This is a genomic window from Clostridium sp. KNHs214, assembly GCF_000744935.1.
GTDB lineage: Bacteria > Bacillota > Clostridia > Clostridiales > Clostridiaceae > Haloimpatiens.
Genome location: NZ_JQMW01000007.1, coordinates 14,097 through 30,986, shown reverse-complemented (window position 1 = coordinate 30,986; position 16,890 = coordinate 14,097). Strand labels below are relative to the sequence as shown.

Genomic DNA, 16,890 nt, shown 5'->3' with positions numbered 1-16,890 from the left:
TTTAATATAAAGCCTTTAAGTGAAAAAGTAGAACTTTTGGACAGCATGGGCAGCGTCATATATGAGGATATAATTTCGCAAATAAATGTACCACATTTTAGAAGATCCACTGTGGATGGTTATGCTGTAAACTCCAAGGATGTGGCTGGAGCCAGTGAGAGTATGCCAGCCATGATGAATTACAAGGGTGAAGTGCTTATGGGGAAAAAGCCTGAGGTTAGCATAGATTTTCCTGGAGATTGCATATATGTCCCTACAGGAGGCATGCTTCCAGAGGGAGCAGATTCAATGGTTATGGTGGAATATACTGAAAAAGTTCATGAGGACACAGTGCTTATAGATAAAGCTACAGCCTATGGAGAAAATGTTGTGGAGATAGGTGAGGATATAAGTGAAGGTGAGGTAATAATTAAAAAAGGCAAGAAACTTAGGCCTTATGAGATAGGAGTGTTATCAAGCCTTGGAATATATAAGGTGCCTGTATGCAGAAAGCCTAAGGTAGCTGTAATATCCACTGGAGATGAGATAGTAGAACCTCATGAAACTCCAAAGAAAGGGGAAGTTAGAGATATAAATTCATATCTTTTAGAAGCTTGTATTATTGAAGATGGTGGAGTTCCAGTTAATTATGGAGTAATAAGAGATGACTTTCAGCTTTTAAAAAGTACCGTTAATAAAGCGGTAGATGAGGCAGATATTGTACTTATATCCGGTGGCAGTTCAGTGGGTAAAAAAGACGTTACTATAGATGTTATAAATAGCCTAGGAGAGCCAGGGGTTTTTGTACACGGTATAGCAGTAAAGCCTGGAAAGCCAACCATCATAGGAAAAGTTAAGGATAAAATTGTTTTTGGATTGCCAGGACATCCTCTTTCAGCGGCTATTGTATATAAGGTTGTGGTTAAATACTATATTGATAAAATCACAGGACGCGAGGAAGAAATTTTCCCTATAGTTTGTAAGTTTGATATAATTTATCACAGCGCAAAAGGGAGAGAAGAATATTTGCCAGTTACATTGTCTTGGCAGGGAGATGAAATAATTGCATCGCCTGTATTTTCTAAATCAGGACTTATAAGTGGTTTTTCCAAGGCCTATGGTTTTGTAAAAATAAACAAGAATCTTGAGGGATTGAAAAAAGGTGAGAGGGTATTTGTATATAGATTTTAATTACTATAAGTTCAGCTAAGAAATGGCAATAAGAAATAAAAAAAATTATTATTATTTTTATAAACCACAAAAAGGAGGTGAACTCTGTTGCCATAAATCTATAAAAATCTTAAAAATAAACTTGCATAAAAATATATGTATAATATGCGTGTAATTTAAACTTAGACTCAACTAGTTATATTATATGGAAAATTAAACCTAAGGAATAGTATTATATGGAAAACTAAACCCAAGAATGGTATTATATGGCAAGTTATGTGCTGAGAATTTTATAGCAAACCAAAGTAGTTTTATAGAAGAATCTGACACGTTGAACAAGAAATTGAATAATGGGTATAGATTTTTATAGTATATTGGCAATGGAAATAATATGGGTCAAAATATTTATCTTTCAAATTATGAATTAGAAGAGGCAATGAAGCTTTATTTTAGTAAAATATCACCAACAAAGCAAAAAGAAGTAATGAAAACAGAGGATGCCAGTGGAAGAATAACAGCTTCACCAGTGTATTCTAAGATATCATCTCCATTTTATAATAATCGGCAGCTATGGATGGAATCGCCTTAATAGCGAAAAAACTTTGGGAGCAAATGAAAAGAAACACATAGTTCTCGAAGAAGAAAAGATTATATAGTGGTGGACACCTGGAGACCCTATTCCTAAAGAATACGATTGTGTAATAATGGTGGAAGATTTAATAAAAGTAAATGATAAAAAGGTGGAAATATATAAAAGTGCAGCTCCATATCAGCATATAAGACCTTTAGGTGAAATATAGTAGAAAAATCACTTATTGTGCCATCATCACATAAAATAAGGCCTGTGGATATATCAGCAATGATTGCAGGAGGAGTAAATGAGGTAGAAGTTTACAAAAGACCTGTGGTAGGCATAATTCCAACGGCACAGAGTTGGTGGAGCCAAGAAGTGAACTGAAACAGGGGATATAATAGATTTCAACTCAAGAACCTTTGCAGCACAGGTTTTTGAATATGGTGGTATTCCTAAAAGATATCCAATTGTAAGGATGATTATGAAAAAATTAAAAACACTATAAAAAAGGCAGCGGAAGAATGTGACATGGTTCTTGTAAATGCAGGTTCCTCTGCGGAAGAGAAAGACTACACATCACAGGTTATTAGTGAACTTGGTCAGGTGTACATACATGGAGTGCTATAAAGCCAGGAAAACCTGTAATTCTTGGCCAGGTAGACCGTAAACCTGTTATAGAATACCGGATATCCTGTGTCAGCCTAATGTGGTAATGGAAATGTTCGTAGTAGAATTGTGGAAAACTTTGCTGGAGAAAAACCACGTCAGTTTAAAACTGTAAAGGCCATTTTATCTAAGAGGGTCATGTCATCACTGAAATATCTTGAATTTGTAAGAATAAAATTAGGAAAAGTTGGAGATAAGCTTGTGGCTACACCTTTAAATAGGGCGCTGGAGCTACCATGTCCTTAGTTAGAGCCGACGGAATACTTGAAGTCCCTCCAAAATGTTGAAGGTATAGAAAGAGGAACGGAGGTAGAGGTAAAGCTTTTAAAGGATGAAGAGGAAATAAATAATACTGTAGTTTGTATAGGCAGCCATGATCCTATTATAGATGTGGTAGCAGATTAATCATGTAAAGCGTGATGAATATTACTTGTCCTCCGCTCATGTAGGTAGCATGGAGGAATAATGCACTTAAAAATGGAGAAACTCACATAGCTCCTGTACATCTTTTAGATATGGAAACAGGCGAATATAATATAAGCTATATTAAAAAATATCTTGAAGATAAACCTATGGCTCTAATAAAATGCGTAAAGAGAATTCAAGGCATTATGGTGCCTAAAGGAAATCCAAATAATATAACTTCTATTAAAGATATAAAGGATAAAAAAATGAATTTGTAAATAGGCAAAGGGGTGCAGGTACAAGACTTCTTTTTGACTACAACCTTAAGAAATTAGGTATAAATCCTAGAGAAATAGACGGTTATACAAGAGAGGAATACACTCATTTAGCTGTGGCAGCTGCTGTGGAAAATGGGGACGCTCACTGTGGTTTAGGAGTATACTCCGCTGCAAGCATGATGGACTGGATTTCATACCGGTTTGCAATGAGGAATATGACATAGCAATTCCAGCAGAGTTTTTGGACATGGCAACTATAAAAGAATTCATAAATATTATAAAGAGCCAGGAATTCAAAGAAAATTGGACGAATTAGGTGGATATGACTACAGTGAAGCGGGAAATATTGTTTTGCTATAGGATGAACAGGTGAATGGAGCAGAAAATTCATGCATGGAGCAATATGGAAACTTTAAATCTATTTTAATTTTATATTTAGCTCTATATTGAAAATTATTGTACATTAAGTTAGTAATGTAAATTACTAATTGTGGTTATAAGAGACAAGTAATTTGGAATGGAAAGTAAAACAAAGGAGGAATCTAATGTTAGACAAGCATGGAAGAAAAATTAATTATTTAAGAGTGTCCGTAACTGATAGATGTAATTTAAGATGTATTTACTGTATGCCATCTAGGGGTGTTGAGAAAAAAGAGCATGAGGACATAATGAGATATGAAGAGATTTTTAATGTGGTTAAGTCGGCGCAACTATAGGAATAAATAAGGTTAGATTTACTGGGGGAGAGCCGCTTATACTTAAGGATATGGATAAATTAATTTATTATACATCAAAAATAAGCTCCATCCAGGACATTGCTATGACCACCAACGCCATGCTTCTACAGGATAGGGCGGAGGATTTAAAGAAAGCTGGATTGAAAAGAGTTAATATAAGTCTGGACTCATTAAAAGGGGACAAATTTAAGAATATTACAAGAGGTGGAGATATAAATAAGGTTTTTAACAGCATTGAAAAATGTCTATCCATTGGTATGGAGCCTATAAAAATCAACACTGTAATTATGAAGGGCATTAATGATGATGAAATAGATGACTTCATGAATTTAACAAAGGAATATCCTATATCCGTAAGATTTATAGAGCTTATGCCAATAGGTGAAGGAAGCAAAATATACAAAAACAGTTATATTAGTTCAGAAGAGATAATATCAAAACATGGAAATCTTATACCTGTGGAAACTAATAAAAACAGTACAGCTGCATTGTATAGATTTAATGAAGCTAAAGAAAATATAGGATTTATAAGTCCTATGAGTTGTAAATTTTGTAGCAATTGCAACAGGGTAAGGTTAACGGCTGAAGGCACATTAAAGCCATGTCTTCATTCTGAAAAAGAAATAAATATAAAAGAGTATGTGAATGATAGCAAAATTCTTTTATCTAAGATAACCGAGGCCATTTATGATAAACCATTAGAACATCATTTGGTGGAGGATGAAAAGAGCAAAAGTAAAAAGATGATGTATCAGATTGGAGGCTAAAACATGGAATTAACGCATATAAATGAGCAAGGAAGAGCTAAAATGGTGGATGTAGGCAGCAAAAAGGACACAGAAAGAGAAGGGGTTGCCTATGGATGTATAAATATGAAAAGAGAAACTTTGAATAAAATAAAAGAGGGTACCATATCCAAGGGAGATGTTTTGTCAGTAGCTCAGGTAGCTGGTATTATGGGAGCAAAGTCTACACCTCACATTATACCTATGTGTCACCCTATAATGATAAATGGCTGCGATATAAATTTTCAACTAGATTTTGAAAATAATAAAATAGACATAACTGCTTCAGTAAAAAACACAGGTAAAACAGGAGTGGAAATGGAAGCTTTAACAGCTGTAAGCATAGCCGCACTTACCATTTATGATATGTGCAAGGCTATAGATAGAGAAATGATAATATCCGATATAAAACTTATGAAAAAAAGCGGCGGAAAATCTGGAGTATTTCAAAGATAGGTAAGAAGTAAGAAGTAAGAAGTAAGAGGTAAGAAGTAAGAAGTAAGAAGTAAAAGATGAAATCCCCATTGTTTTAAATGAAAAAAGAAGATAAAAATCATATAAAGGGAGGAATTTTAAAATGGCAAAGGTAATAGCAGTTAATATAAGTGAAAAAAAGGGCGAGATAAAGCATCCTATAGAAAAGGGATTATTTAAAGAAAATCATGGTCTTGTAGGGGACGCTCATGCAGGAAACTGGCACAGACAGGTAAGTCTTTTGGGAACAGAAAGTATTGATAAAATGAAGAAGCTAGGTCTAGAAGGTTTATGTACCGGCAAGTTTGCAGAAAATATAACTACAGAAGGATTAGTGCTATATGAATTACCCGTGGGCACTAAGCTTAAAGTAGGAGAGGTACTGATGGAAGTAACACAAATAGGCAAGGAATGTCATGCAGGCTGCCAAATAAGAGAACTTATAGGAGATTGCATAATGCCAAGAGAAGGAATTTTCACAAAGGTTTTGTCAGAAGGTTGGATTAAAGCTGGGGATGAAATAGAAATTTCACAATTCAAGTAATGTAATGTTTTTTGTGGGATAATCATATTATAAGTTATTTTAAAGGGGTAGATGATTATATGGAAAATAATCTAACAAAGGAAAAGTCATGTGTGCTAAAGTCTCATGAAAAATGCGAAAGCTTAGGATTAAGCAAAGGATTGGTGTACAGTAAGAAAATAATAAAAGATGTGAAACTTAAGAAAATTATACAGGAAAATTCAGAATTAATCATTACTGCAACACCTTTTATGAATCAGCTTTATCAATTTGTTAAAGGATCTAATTTTTTGTTATTCTTACAGATAAGAATGGCTGTATTCTTAATGTTATGGGGGATACGGGTATATTAGAGGAAGCGCTTAATATAAAGATGATTCCCGGAGCATATATGAATGAAGAAAACATAGGAACTAATGCCATGAGTATAGCCTTAAGTGAAAAGGCTCCTATTCAAATATCTGGGGAAGAGCATTATATTGAAGTTTATCATAGATGGACATGTTCCGCGGCACCTATAAAAAACGTGGATGGAGAAATAATTGGAGTACTTGATTTGACAGGATATAGTGAGAATGTACATCCACATACTCTAGGCATGGTAGTGGCAGCAGTTAATGCCATTGAAAAGATGATAGAACTAAACAATTACAATGCAGCTTTAGCTGCATCGAAAAAAGGTATGGAAAATGTGTTTAATTCAATCCCCACAGCCATATTGACTTCGGACTTATCTGGTACTATAAAAAACATAAATAAAAATGTATTAGAGCTCTTTGGATTTAGTGAGAGTGAAATAAAAGAAATGAAGATATGGGACTTAATTCCTCAGTGGACTATGGTTTTAGATGAGATCTATAACAAAGGAAGTTTTATGCATGAAGATGTATATGTTAATGTACGCAAAAATAAACTTCAGCTAAATTTAAGTGCATACCCTATATATGATTCAGCTATGAGAATCTTCGAAGTAACTTGTGTATTTTTGGATGTAAAAAAGGCTAGGAAGCTTGCAGGCAGAATATTTAGAGGGCAGGCTATTTACACCTTTGACAAAATTATAGGTAAAAACAGAAAACTTGTTAATATAATAAATTATTCTAAAAAAATTTCAGATAGCAGATCTACTATTTTCATTACCGGAGAGAGCGGTACGGGAAAAGAAGTTTTTGCACAGTCAATACACAATTACAGCGATAGAAAAGACAAGCCTTTTGTAGCTGTTAACTGTGGGGCTATACCAAGGAATTTAATTGAATCGGAGTTATTTGGATATGAAGAGGGTGCCTTTACTGGAGCAAAACGAGGTGGATATGCAGGGAAATTTGAAATTTCAGATGGGGGTACTATATTTCTTGATGAAATAGGTGAGATGCCCTTCGACATGCAAATAAAACTTTTAAGAGTAATAGAAGAAGGTGTAATAAATAGAATAGGAAGTTCTAAGCAAATACCGGTTAATTCTAGAATAATAGCTGCCACCAATAAGGATTTAAGGCAGGAAGTAGAGAAGGGTAATTTTAGAAAAGACTTATTTTATAGAATTAATGTACTCCCTATAAATTTGCCAGCATTAAAGGAAAGAAGGGATGATATTCCTCTTTTGGTGGAGTATTTTATGAAAAAGACCTCTAAACATTTAAATAAAAGAAAAGTAGAAATACCTCCTATTTATATGGAGACACTTATGAATTATGATTGGCCGGGTAATATAAGAGAGTTAGAGAATGTAATAGAGCTTATAATAAATGCCGAAAGTGTTGAAATACTAAATGATATAAAATACTACAATATTAAGGATGAATTATATACAACTAAGGAGTCAGAAAATGTGGTTTTTGATCTTGAGATTGTTGAAAGAAATCACATACAAAATGTACTAGATAAATTCAATGGCAATATTTCCTCCGCTGCAAAAGCTCTTGGTATAGGTAGAAATACCCTTTATAGAAAAATAGAGAAGTATTCATTATAGTCATATAAGTATAAAAATTAAGTTTTAGTATTTAGAAAAACAGTGGATGCCCATGTGTTGAATAAGACAACTTGCCAGAAATTATGCGAAGGTACAAGCTAGAAAATAACTGTGAATGTATGCGATGAAATTTTCTCATATATGATGATAAATATGTAAAGTAGTGCGCTAATATGAAACAGAATCCCAAAATGGAACAGTGAAAAGATGAAAAATGCTCTTAAACGGAACATAAAATAAAAAATCACTAGATACTATTATGGGATTCTCGTTTTTACTAATAATATTTTTAACGTTATTGTTTTTATAGATGCTAATAAAATATATTATATTTTTTATAAAAAGCGGATGAAAATTGATAAAATCTCATAAAAATCTAAACAAAAAATAAAGTAAAATTAGTGAAAAGTAAAGCAAAACAGCTAAAAAACATGAAAACACAGTAGTATCGCGAAATATTCTTATTAAGTCAGTAATAGCGGGTATTTGAACTATAATAGAGTTTGTTTAATCAGAAACAATGCTTATTAAATCAGCAATACTGTTTGTTGAAACATTAATAATTAATGCTCCAAAACAATGTTTTTTATTAGGGAACAATAAAGCTGTTGAACTAGAATTTGTTTGGCATGCAATTTGCTCATATAAATTAGCAAATGAATTTATATAGGAGGAATTGCATATGTACGGTTATAATGGAAAGGTTTTGAGAATCGACTTAACTAATAAAAAGTGCACTTTAGAGCCATTAGACGAGAAAAAGGCTAAAAAGTTTATAGGATGTAGAGGACTTGGGGTTAAAACTTTATTTGAAGAAATCGATCCTAAGATAGATGCTCTATCTCCTGAAAATAAACTTATAATAGTTACAGGGCCACTTACAGGCGCACCTATGCCAACCAGCGGAAGATATATGGTAGTAACTAAGGCTCCTTTAACTGGAACTATTGGAATAGCAAACTCCGGTGGAAAATGGGGAACAGAGCTTAAAAATGCAGGTTATGACATGATAATAATAGAAGGTAAAGCGGATGACCATGTTTATGTGAATATTGAGGATGATAAAGTAGAAATAAGAGATGCGAATCACGTATGGGGTAAGCTTTCATTGGAAACTACTGAGATGCTTTGCAAGGAAACAAATGCCAAAGCAAAGGTGTTATGCATAGGGCCAGCAGGAGAAAGACTTTCACTTTTAGGTGCCATCATGAACGATGTGGACAGAGCTGCGGGCAGAGGTGGCGTTGGAGCTGTAATGGGTTCTAAAAACTTAAAAGCTATAGTAGTTAAAGGTTCAGGCAAAGTTCAAGTAGCCAATGAGGAAGAAGCTAAAAAGGTATCTGCAGAAAAGATTAAAATATTAAGAGATGACCCAGTGGCAGGGGGCGGACTACCTACTTATGGCTCGGCGGTTCTAGTGAATATAATTAATGAAAATGGAGTACATCCAGTTAGAAACTTCCAAAAATCATACACTGACGAGGCAGATAAAATAAGTGGAGAAACTCTTACTAAGGATTGTCTTGTGAGAAAGAATCCATGTTATAGATGCCCTATAGCTTGTGGTAGATGGGTAAAACTAGATGACGGAACGGAATGTGGAGGTCCTGAATATGAGACTTTATGGTCATTTGGTTCTGACTGTGACGTTTATGATTTAAATGCTATTAACGTGGCTAATATGCTTTGTAATGAGTATGGCCTTGACACAATTTCTGCAGGTGCAACTATTGCAGCAGCTATGGAATTATATGAAAAAGGATATATAAAAGATGAGGACATTGCGGCAGATGGATTATCTTTAAAATGGGGAGATGCAGAGGCTGTTGTGGGATGGACAAGAAAAATGGGATTAAGAGAAGGCTTTGGTGATAAGATGGCAGATGGTTCTTACAGACTATGTGAATCTTACGGTGTTCCAGAATTCTCTATGACAGTTAAAAAACAAGAATTGCCAGCATATGACCCGAGAGGAATTCAAGGTCACGGAATAACTTATGCAGTTAACAATAGAGGCGGCTGCCATATAAAAGGCTACATGATAAGTCCAGAAATACTTGGATATCCAGAAAAACTTGATAGATTTTCACTAGAAGGAAAAGCAGCTTATGCTAAGATATTCCATGACTTAACAGCTGTAATAGATTCTTTAGGTTTATGTATATTTACAACTTTTGGACTTGGAGTACAGGATTATGTAGATATGTACAATGTTGTTGTAGGCGGAGAGTTGCATGATGCAGAGTCTATGATGCTTGCAGGAGATAGAGTTTGGACATTAGAAAAATTATTTAACTTACAGGCAGGCATAGATAGTTCACATGATACACTTCCAAAGAGATTGCTTAAGGACCCTATTCCAGATGGACCTTCTAAGGGATATGTTCATAAATTAAGTGAATTGCTTCCTGAATATTACTCAGTAAGAGGCTGGGATGAGAAAGGTATACCAACAGCAGAAACCCTAAACAAATTAGGACTTGAAGAATATGAGGAATATATAAAATGATTAACCCACAATAAGGTACAATAATGATTAACCCGGTACAATGTAGTGGAATTATGAAATTTTTCCTCCATGACTTGCATAAGAGCTGGGAACAATAAATTTAAACAGTTCCTTTGCTTCTTATGAAAGTCATTCCAAAGAAATTTCATAATTCAAGTAATGTAATGATTTTTGTGGGATAATCATAAAATAGCTTTAAGAAAATAGAAAGGCTTTCAATATTAAGAAATGGAGGCCTTTCTGTTGTTACTGGATAACTGTATAAAATTGAAGCATTATGGTAGGCAGGCGTAGGATGAAAAGTTGAAAGAAGGTGAGAAAGTGAAGATTGAAGTTCGGTTATTTGCATATTTTAGAGAGGGTAGAGAGAAAAAATATTTTATGGAAATAAGCGAGGAGAAAATAGTACCTAGAGATATACTACAAAAACTCCAGATTCCTGTGGAAGAGGTGGCTATATTACTTATAAATGGAAGAGATGGCACCGCAGATACCCTTTTAAAAGATGGAGACGTATTATCATTATTTCCACCAGTGGGAGGTGGTTAAAATCAGTAGATATGAAAGAAACATGAAGGCTCTTTCCCCAGAGGAAAATGAAAAACTCAAGAATTTTTCAGTGTGTGTAGTTGGATGTGGCGGATTAGGCGGATACATCATTGAAATGTTAGGCAGGCTTGGAATAGGACACATAACAGCAGTGGACGGAGATAGCTTTAGTGAGTCTAATTTAAATAGACAGATCATCAGCAGTAATTTAAATTTGGGCAGAAATAAAGCTATAGAAGCTAAAAAAAGAATGGAAATAGTTAATGATTTAATAGAGGTAGAAGCTATTACGTATTTCATTAATGTGGATAATGTGTGGGATATTTTAAAAGGTCATCATGTGGTTATTGATGCAGTGGATAATATAGAAACTAGATTTTTGCTTCAAGAGGCCTGTGAAAAACTTAAAATACCTTTCGTACATGGAGCCATCGCAGGATGGTATGGTCAAGTCACAACCATATTTCCAGGAGACAGAACCTTAAATAATATTTACAAGGATAAAAATAAAAAGGGTATAGAAACTACTCTTGGAAATCCTTCCTTTACCCCAGCAGTGGTTGCCTCCATACAGGTAAGTGAAGCAGTAAAGTTACTACTAAACAGGGGAGAAATCTTAAGAAACAAAATACTGATGATAGATCTTTTGTGGCAAGATTTTCAAACAATAGAATGGTAAATCAGTAAAACGGTAAAACGGTAGGTGCCTGGCACCTACCGTTTTTTGTCTATTATCGTCCATTTCCATCTATTTTTGTTTATTACTGCTTGTTTTTGCATACTTTTATTTATTTCTCATTGTTCTAAAAGGAATAAGTAACTAGCCATTTTACTCGTAGATTCTTACTGTAGCTTCTAAAAAAAATGTATATTACAAAAAAACATATATAAATAAAATATATACCTTGACAGGCGAGGTATATACAATTATACTGTAATCATAACAATTAGATTGTATTGAAATATATGCTAAGGATAAAGAATATATAGTATACATGAATTGAAAGGAGTGGGTATATGTCTATAACTTCCGATATAATAAGGGGTCATACAGAAACTATAATTTTAGCTAATTTAGTAGATAAAGATAGTTATGGATACGAGATTAACAAGTCTATAAAGGAGAAAACAAATAACCAGTATGAATTAAAAGAAGCTACACTATATTCAGCCTTTAGAAGGCTTGAAAAAGCCTCTATGATAACATCCTACTGGGGAAATGAAACTACAGGAGCAAGAAGAAGATATTATTCTATAACGGAAATTGGTAGGGCGGCACTAAAGCAAAATAAACAAGAATGGGAGCAATCAAAAAAAATAATAGATACTTTGATTGATGGGGGTGTTTAATTATGCATGAAAATTTACGCAATAGATTTAATGAAATTTTTCAGTATGTACCGAAAACAAAAGCTGCAATGGAACTTAAGGATGAGCTCTGGGGAAATCTTATAGAAAAATATAATGATTTGATAAACGAAGGAAAGAGTGAAGAAGATGCTATAGAAATAGCTATTGATGGAATAGGAGACGTAAATGAACTTTTTAGAGGGTTGGAAGAAAAAGATGTCAATGGCTATTTAAATATAGAAAAGGAGAGAAGAAAACATGCAATAATTTTAACAGCAGCTATAGGTATATATATAATGAGTGTGGTTGTGCTTATTTTATTTACAGAAGTTTTTGATATTAATGAAAACTTGGCAGTTTGTATAATGATTTTAATGTGCGGTGTGGCTACATGTATGTTAATATACGATAATAGTTCTAGGCCAAAGTATTTAAGAGAAGAAGACACTGTAGTAGAAGAATTCAAGGAATGGAAGTACTGCAATGAAAAGGACAAGCAAATATTGAGTTCAATTAAGTCCATATTGTGGATGATTATTATAGTTGCCTATATTTTTATAAGTTTCCTCTTTGGCAGTTGGGCATACTCTTGGATTATATTTATAATAGGTGCTGCCATAGAAAAAATTATAGTATTAAGTTTTCAATTAAAAAAACAGTGAGGAATTAATTATGGATAAAATTTTAATAAAAATAAGAATAGTAATATTGGCAATTGTTGCAGTGTTTTTTACAACGATTTTAATAAATGGCATTTATTATAGAAAAAGTTCTGGAGATATTTTTTCTTTATTAAATATAGAGAATAATAACTATGAAATTAAGCATGAGGAAAATACATCAATAGATAACTGTGAGAATATAATGTTAGATTTTCATAGCTCTAATGTAATTATAAAATCAACAGATGAGAAGAAGCTTAAAGTAGTTCAAAAAGCTACAGGCAAAATTAATGAAAAAGAAAAAATTATAATAACTAAAGAAGGTAATAATATATCTATTAAAAAAGATCAAAGTAAAAGGGTGTTTTTTATATTTGGTTTTAATTTAAATGAAAAAATAGAAGTATATATACCTAAAGATTATAATAAGAACTTGCAGATAAATTTAAGCTCAGGTAATGTTAAAATTGAGTCTGATTTAACATTAAATAATTTAAAATCTACTCAGAGTTCTGGAAATTTTAAAGGACAATATCACATTAAGGCCAATGAAGTCATTTTGAAAACTACTTCTGGAAATATAAATGTAGAAAAAATAGATTCAAAAAACTATGGGTTTAATGCTTCATCAGGAAATATATCTATAGATTCTCTTGAAGGTTCTGGAAATGCACATGCAACATCGGGAAACATAAAAATAAGATATAAAGACATTAGTGATTATTCAAATATAGAATCTACTTCAGGAAATATTAAAATAGAGATTCCGGAAAAAATAAGCTTTAAGTTCACTGGAAAATGTACTTCAGGAGATATCCACTCTGATTTCCATATGGATTATGAAAGTGAGAAAAAAAATGAAGCTTATGGTAAGATAGGCTCTGCACCATATAAAAAAATCAATACTAATACAACCTCTGGAAATATTGATGTTGTAAAGGTGCCGTAATGAATATGTGTAGGGAAGATTAAAAGGTAAAGGCATATTAAAATGGGACTGTTGCACTAAGAATAAATTCTACGAGATATTATTTTAAAATTGCAAAACAATATATTGCATGTGAATTTCTTAATGCCACAGCCCTGGAAAATAGACTTAATTATGTTGGAATATTATGAAATTACAACAGGACAGTAATGTCCTGTTTTTTTAGCGTTATGAAAAATATAATAAACAGATATAAAGTATGTATCAATGCTATAATAATAGATAGGCTATATGTATCGATACATTTGAAAAATTCATTTGTAAATAATATACTGTATTTCAAAAGAAACTATTATTTATAGGGGGATTAGTAATGGAGAGATATGAATTGAATAAAAATCTTGCTCAAATGTTAAAGGGCGGAGTAATTATGGATGTGGTTAATGCAAAGGAGGCTGAAATAGCTCAAAAGGCAGGGGCCTCTGCAGTTATGGCATTGGAGAGAGTTCCATCAGATATTAGAAAACAGGGTGGAGTAGCTAGGATGTCTGATCCAAAGATGATAAAAGAAATAAAAGAGGCGGTTTCTATTCCTGTTATGGCTAAAGTTAGAATAGGTCACTTTGTAGAAGCTCAAATTTTGGAGGCTATTGGAGTAGATTATATAGATGAAAGTGAAGTTTTAACTCCAGCAGACCAGGTTTATCATATAAATAAAAAAGATTTTAAGGTGCCGTTTGTTTGTGGAGCTAGAAATTTAGGAGAAGCTTTAAGAAGAATTGGAGAAGGGGCCTCTATGATAAGAACGAAAGGTGAAGCAGGAACGGGGAACGTAGTGGAAGCTGTAACTCATATGAGAACTATAATAAATGATATGAAAACGGTAAAAAATGCAGGAAAAGAAGAACTCATGAGTATAGCTAAAGAAATGAGAGCTCCTTATGATTTGATACAATACGTTTGGGAAAATGATAAGCTTCCAGTAATTAATTTCTCAGCAGGGGGAATAGCAACGCCAGCAGATGCAGCTCTCATGATGCAACTAGGGGCAGAGGGAGTATTTGTAGGCTCAGGAATATTTAAATCTTCAAATCCAGAAAAAAGAGCCAAAGCTATAGTGATGGCTACCACTTATTATAATGATCCTAAGATTATTGCAGAAGTATCTGAGGATTTAGGTGAGCCTATGAGCGGTTTAGAGCTAAAGGATTTATCAACTAGATATGCTGAGAGAGGATGGTAATTTTCAGCTGCGATTTGGATATGAAAAAGCATGTTAATGCTAATGAACAGCTAGATATGGATAAGAAATTCGAATCTAAAGGCCACTTAGTTATAGGAGTTTTGGCTATTCAAGGTGGGGTAGTAGAACATATAAATCACATAAGAAAGCTAGGATATGATGCTATAGAAGTTAAGAAAATAGAAGATTTAGATCAAATAGATGGCATTATATTGCCAGGTGGAGAGAGTACTGCTATAAGTAAAATATTGAGAGAAAGAAATATTTTACATCCGTTAGCAGAAGCTATAAGTAAAGGGCTTCCAGCTTGGGGAACTTGCGCGGGTATGATACTTTTAGCTAAGGAAATAGAAGGAGAAGATATATGCCATCTTGGAGTAATGGATATAAAGGTTAAGAGAAATGCCTATGGCTCTCAATTAGATAGCTTTGTTACATTGGATAATATATATGAAGTTTGTAATGAACCATTAGAGCTTATATTTATAAGAGCACCTTATATAGTAGAAGTTTCTAAAGAAACAAAAGTTGTTCATAAAGTAGGTGAAAATATAGTAGCAGCCAAGGAGAAAAATATATTAGTTACTTCTTTTCACCCAGAACTTTCCAGTAGTTTGGAATTTCATAAGTATTTTATTGAGAAATTTGTTTTAGGTAAAAATAATAGGTATAGTTAGAATAAAAAGTATTAGGTACTTTTAATAGGGGGCAGTTAACTGCTCTCTTTGTTTTCTATTTTGGACATTTAATTGTTATTTTTATTTTATGATTAATCCACAATAGGGTACAATGTGGTGGAACTATGAATTTTCTCCTCAAAAGAGCTCGGAACAATAAATTTAATTTAAGAAATTCTAATCTTTTAGCCATATAAAATTATCTAACGCTCACATTCAGCGCCCTGCCTCAGATTCGCTAGCCTGGCGTCCTTGCTAGGCTTACGATAATTTTGTTTGTCTAAAAGAAGAATTTCTAAAATTAAATTTAAACAGTTCCTTTGCTTCTTATGGAAGTCATTGCAGAAAAATTTCATAATTCAGGTAATGTAATGCTTTTTGTGGGATAATCATTTTATAGGTCTCCACAAAAGTTATTAACTGTCCCCAGGAACCTGCAAAAGTTTTAGTGTATTTAGAGCTAAAAGTTGTTAACTATACCCAATTATTTCTTATTTCTAGCTATAGCAGTATTAAGTATAGTATTATAGCTTTTTATTTTTATAATATACAGCTTTCACGGTTCTTACAATAGGTAATGAAACTAAAATAGCCATAGAAGCTGAAACAAATCCATTTAAAACTAAGAGTAGAAAAGTCTTATTAGCAGCAGAACTACTAACTCCTAAGGCCGTTATATATTCATTTAGATATAAAACGTATATCATGCCTAATACACCTATGGTATTGGTGAATGAGCCAACGGTTATGGACAATATTAATTGAATATAATCTACCAGATATCTAGTGAATTTTCCCCATTTAGTAGTACCGTCATTGGAGTAAACTTTTTCTTTTAGTTTATTAAATTTAATCTTTTTTAATAGCTTGTACATATAGTAAGGTGTAATTCCTATTAATATTCTAGGAAGTACCGCTACTAAGGGATTTATAAATATAAAGGAAACTGGTCCTGGGGTTTTTATAGCTTGAAATATACTGGTTAATCCAAATATTAAACCAAGTATTCCGCCAACTACAGGGCCTTCTAGAAGTGAACCTATAATCACAGGTATGTGCATTATAGTTGTGTGAAATGGTGGTATAGGTATATAACCTAAACCAGTAATACCAAGTACTACAGATATAGCAGAAAGCATACCTGTAACAGTGATTTGTTTTGTGGAAAATTTTCTTTTTTCCACTGTCTTTTCTGACATTTTTACATTCCTCCATTCTTATTCCAATGGGATATAATTTGGAATTTAAGTGTTTGTTTAAGAAAAGCACGTAAATAGTATGGCTTTGCAATAAATACCATCTTTTACATACGATATTAGTATAGCACCGGATTTTTATAAATCAATAGGAAATAATAAATTTTAAAAAATATTGTGTGCTTATATGATGTTACTTTTACTATTTGT

The 16,890-nt window shown here is 33.0% G+C and carries 12 protein-coding genes and 3 pseudogenes; 14 read left to right on the top strand and 1 reads right to left on the bottom strand.

Annotation, left to right across the window (positions count from 1 at the left end; genetic code table 11):
• The 14 genes and pseudogenes from CC89_RS02490 to pdxT form a co-directional block, all read left to right on the top strand.
• Positions 1-1,170: molybdopterin molybdotransferase MoeA (locus tag CC89_RS02490; RefSeq protein ID WP_035288691.1), on the top strand; the 1,170-nt coding region annotated here is incomplete at its 5' end.
• Positions 1,171-1,540: 370 nt separating this feature from the next.
• Positions 1,541-3,432: pseudogene (locus tag CC89_RS02480) on the top strand (molybdopterin biosynthesis protein).
• 185 nt (positions 3,433-3,617) lie between these two features.
• A pseudogene (gene moaA / locus CC89_RS02475) lies at positions 3,618-4,576 on the top strand (GTP 3',8-cyclase MoaA).
• Between the two features lie 3 nt (positions 4,577-4,579).
• Positions 4,580-5,050, top strand: a complete 471-nt coding sequence (gene moaC, locus CC89_RS02470; RefSeq protein ID WP_035288684.1) for a cyclic pyranopterin monophosphate synthase MoaC — start codon at positions 4,580-4,582, stop codon at positions 5,048-5,050.
• Positions 5,051-5,171: 121 nt separating this feature from the next.
• Positions 5,172-5,612: an MOSC domain-containing protein gene (locus tag CC89_RS02465; RefSeq protein WP_035288681.1), complete on the top strand. Its 441-nt coding sequence runs from the start codon at positions 5,172-5,174 to the stop codon at positions 5,610-5,612.
• A gap of 59 nt (positions 5,613-5,671) precedes the next feature.
• A pseudogene (locus CC89_RS02460) lies at positions 5,672-7,566 on the top strand (sigma-54-dependent Fis family transcriptional regulator).
• A gap of 682 nt (positions 7,567-8,248) precedes the next feature.
• Positions 8,249-10,075 carry an aldehyde ferredoxin oxidoreductase family protein gene (locus CC89_RS02455; protein WP_035288679.1) on the top strand — a complete coding sequence of 609 codons (1,827 nt, stop codon included), beginning with the start codon at positions 8,249-8,251 and terminating at the stop codon, positions 10,073-10,075.
• Positions 10,076-10,396: 321 nt separating this feature from the next.
• Positions 10,397-10,624: a MoaD/ThiS family protein gene (locus tag CC89_RS02450; protein ID WP_035288703.1), complete on the top strand. Its 228-nt coding sequence runs from the start codon at positions 10,397-10,399 to the stop codon at positions 10,622-10,624.
• A 1-nt stretch (position 10,625) separates the two neighbouring features.
• On the top strand, positions 10,626-11,303 hold the full coding sequence (locus CC89_RS02445; RefSeq protein ID WP_035288700.1) for a HesA/MoeB/ThiF family protein: 678 nt from the start codon (positions 10,626-10,628) through the stop codon (positions 11,301-11,303).
• A gap of 338 nt (positions 11,304-11,641) precedes the next feature.
• On the top strand, positions 11,642-11,974 hold the full coding sequence (locus CC89_RS02440; protein ID WP_035288677.1) for a PadR family transcriptional regulator: 333 nt from the start codon (positions 11,642-11,644) through the stop codon (positions 11,972-11,974).
• A 2-nt stretch (positions 11,975-11,976) separates the two neighbouring features.
• Positions 11,977-12,636 carry a permease prefix domain 1-containing protein gene (locus CC89_RS02435; protein ID WP_035288675.1) on the top strand — a complete coding sequence of 220 codons (660 nt, stop codon included), beginning with the start codon at positions 11,977-11,979 and terminating at the stop codon, positions 12,634-12,636.
• 10 nt (positions 12,637-12,646) lie between these two features.
• The gene (locus CC89_RS02430) at positions 12,647-13,585 is read left to right on the top strand and encodes a DUF4097 domain-containing protein (protein ID WP_035288672.1); all 939 of its coding nucleotides are present in this window, start codon (positions 12,647-12,649) and stop codon (positions 13,583-13,585) included.
• Between the two features lie 352 nt (positions 13,586-13,937).
• Positions 13,938-14,807, top strand: coding sequence for a pyridoxal 5'-phosphate synthase lyase subunit PdxS (gene pdxS / locus CC89_RS02425; RefSeq protein ID WP_035288669.1), 870 nt, complete (start codon positions 13,938-13,940; stop codon positions 14,805-14,807).
• 56 nt (positions 14,808-14,863) lie between these two features.
• Positions 14,864-15,484 carry a pyridoxal 5'-phosphate synthase glutaminase subunit PdxT gene (gene pdxT / locus CC89_RS02420; RefSeq protein WP_035288697.1) on the top strand — a complete coding sequence of 207 codons (621 nt, stop codon included), beginning with the start codon at positions 14,864-14,866 and terminating at the stop codon, positions 15,482-15,484.
• Between the two features lie 524 nt (positions 15,485-16,008).
• Here the strand turns inward: pdxT and CC89_RS02415 are convergent.
• The gene (locus CC89_RS02415) at positions 16,009-16,683 is read right to left on the bottom strand and encodes an ECF transporter S component (protein WP_035287698.1); all 675 of its coding nucleotides are present in this window, start codon (positions 16,681-16,683) and stop codon (positions 16,009-16,011) included.
• Between the last annotated feature and the right edge of the window lie 207 nt (positions 16,684-16,890).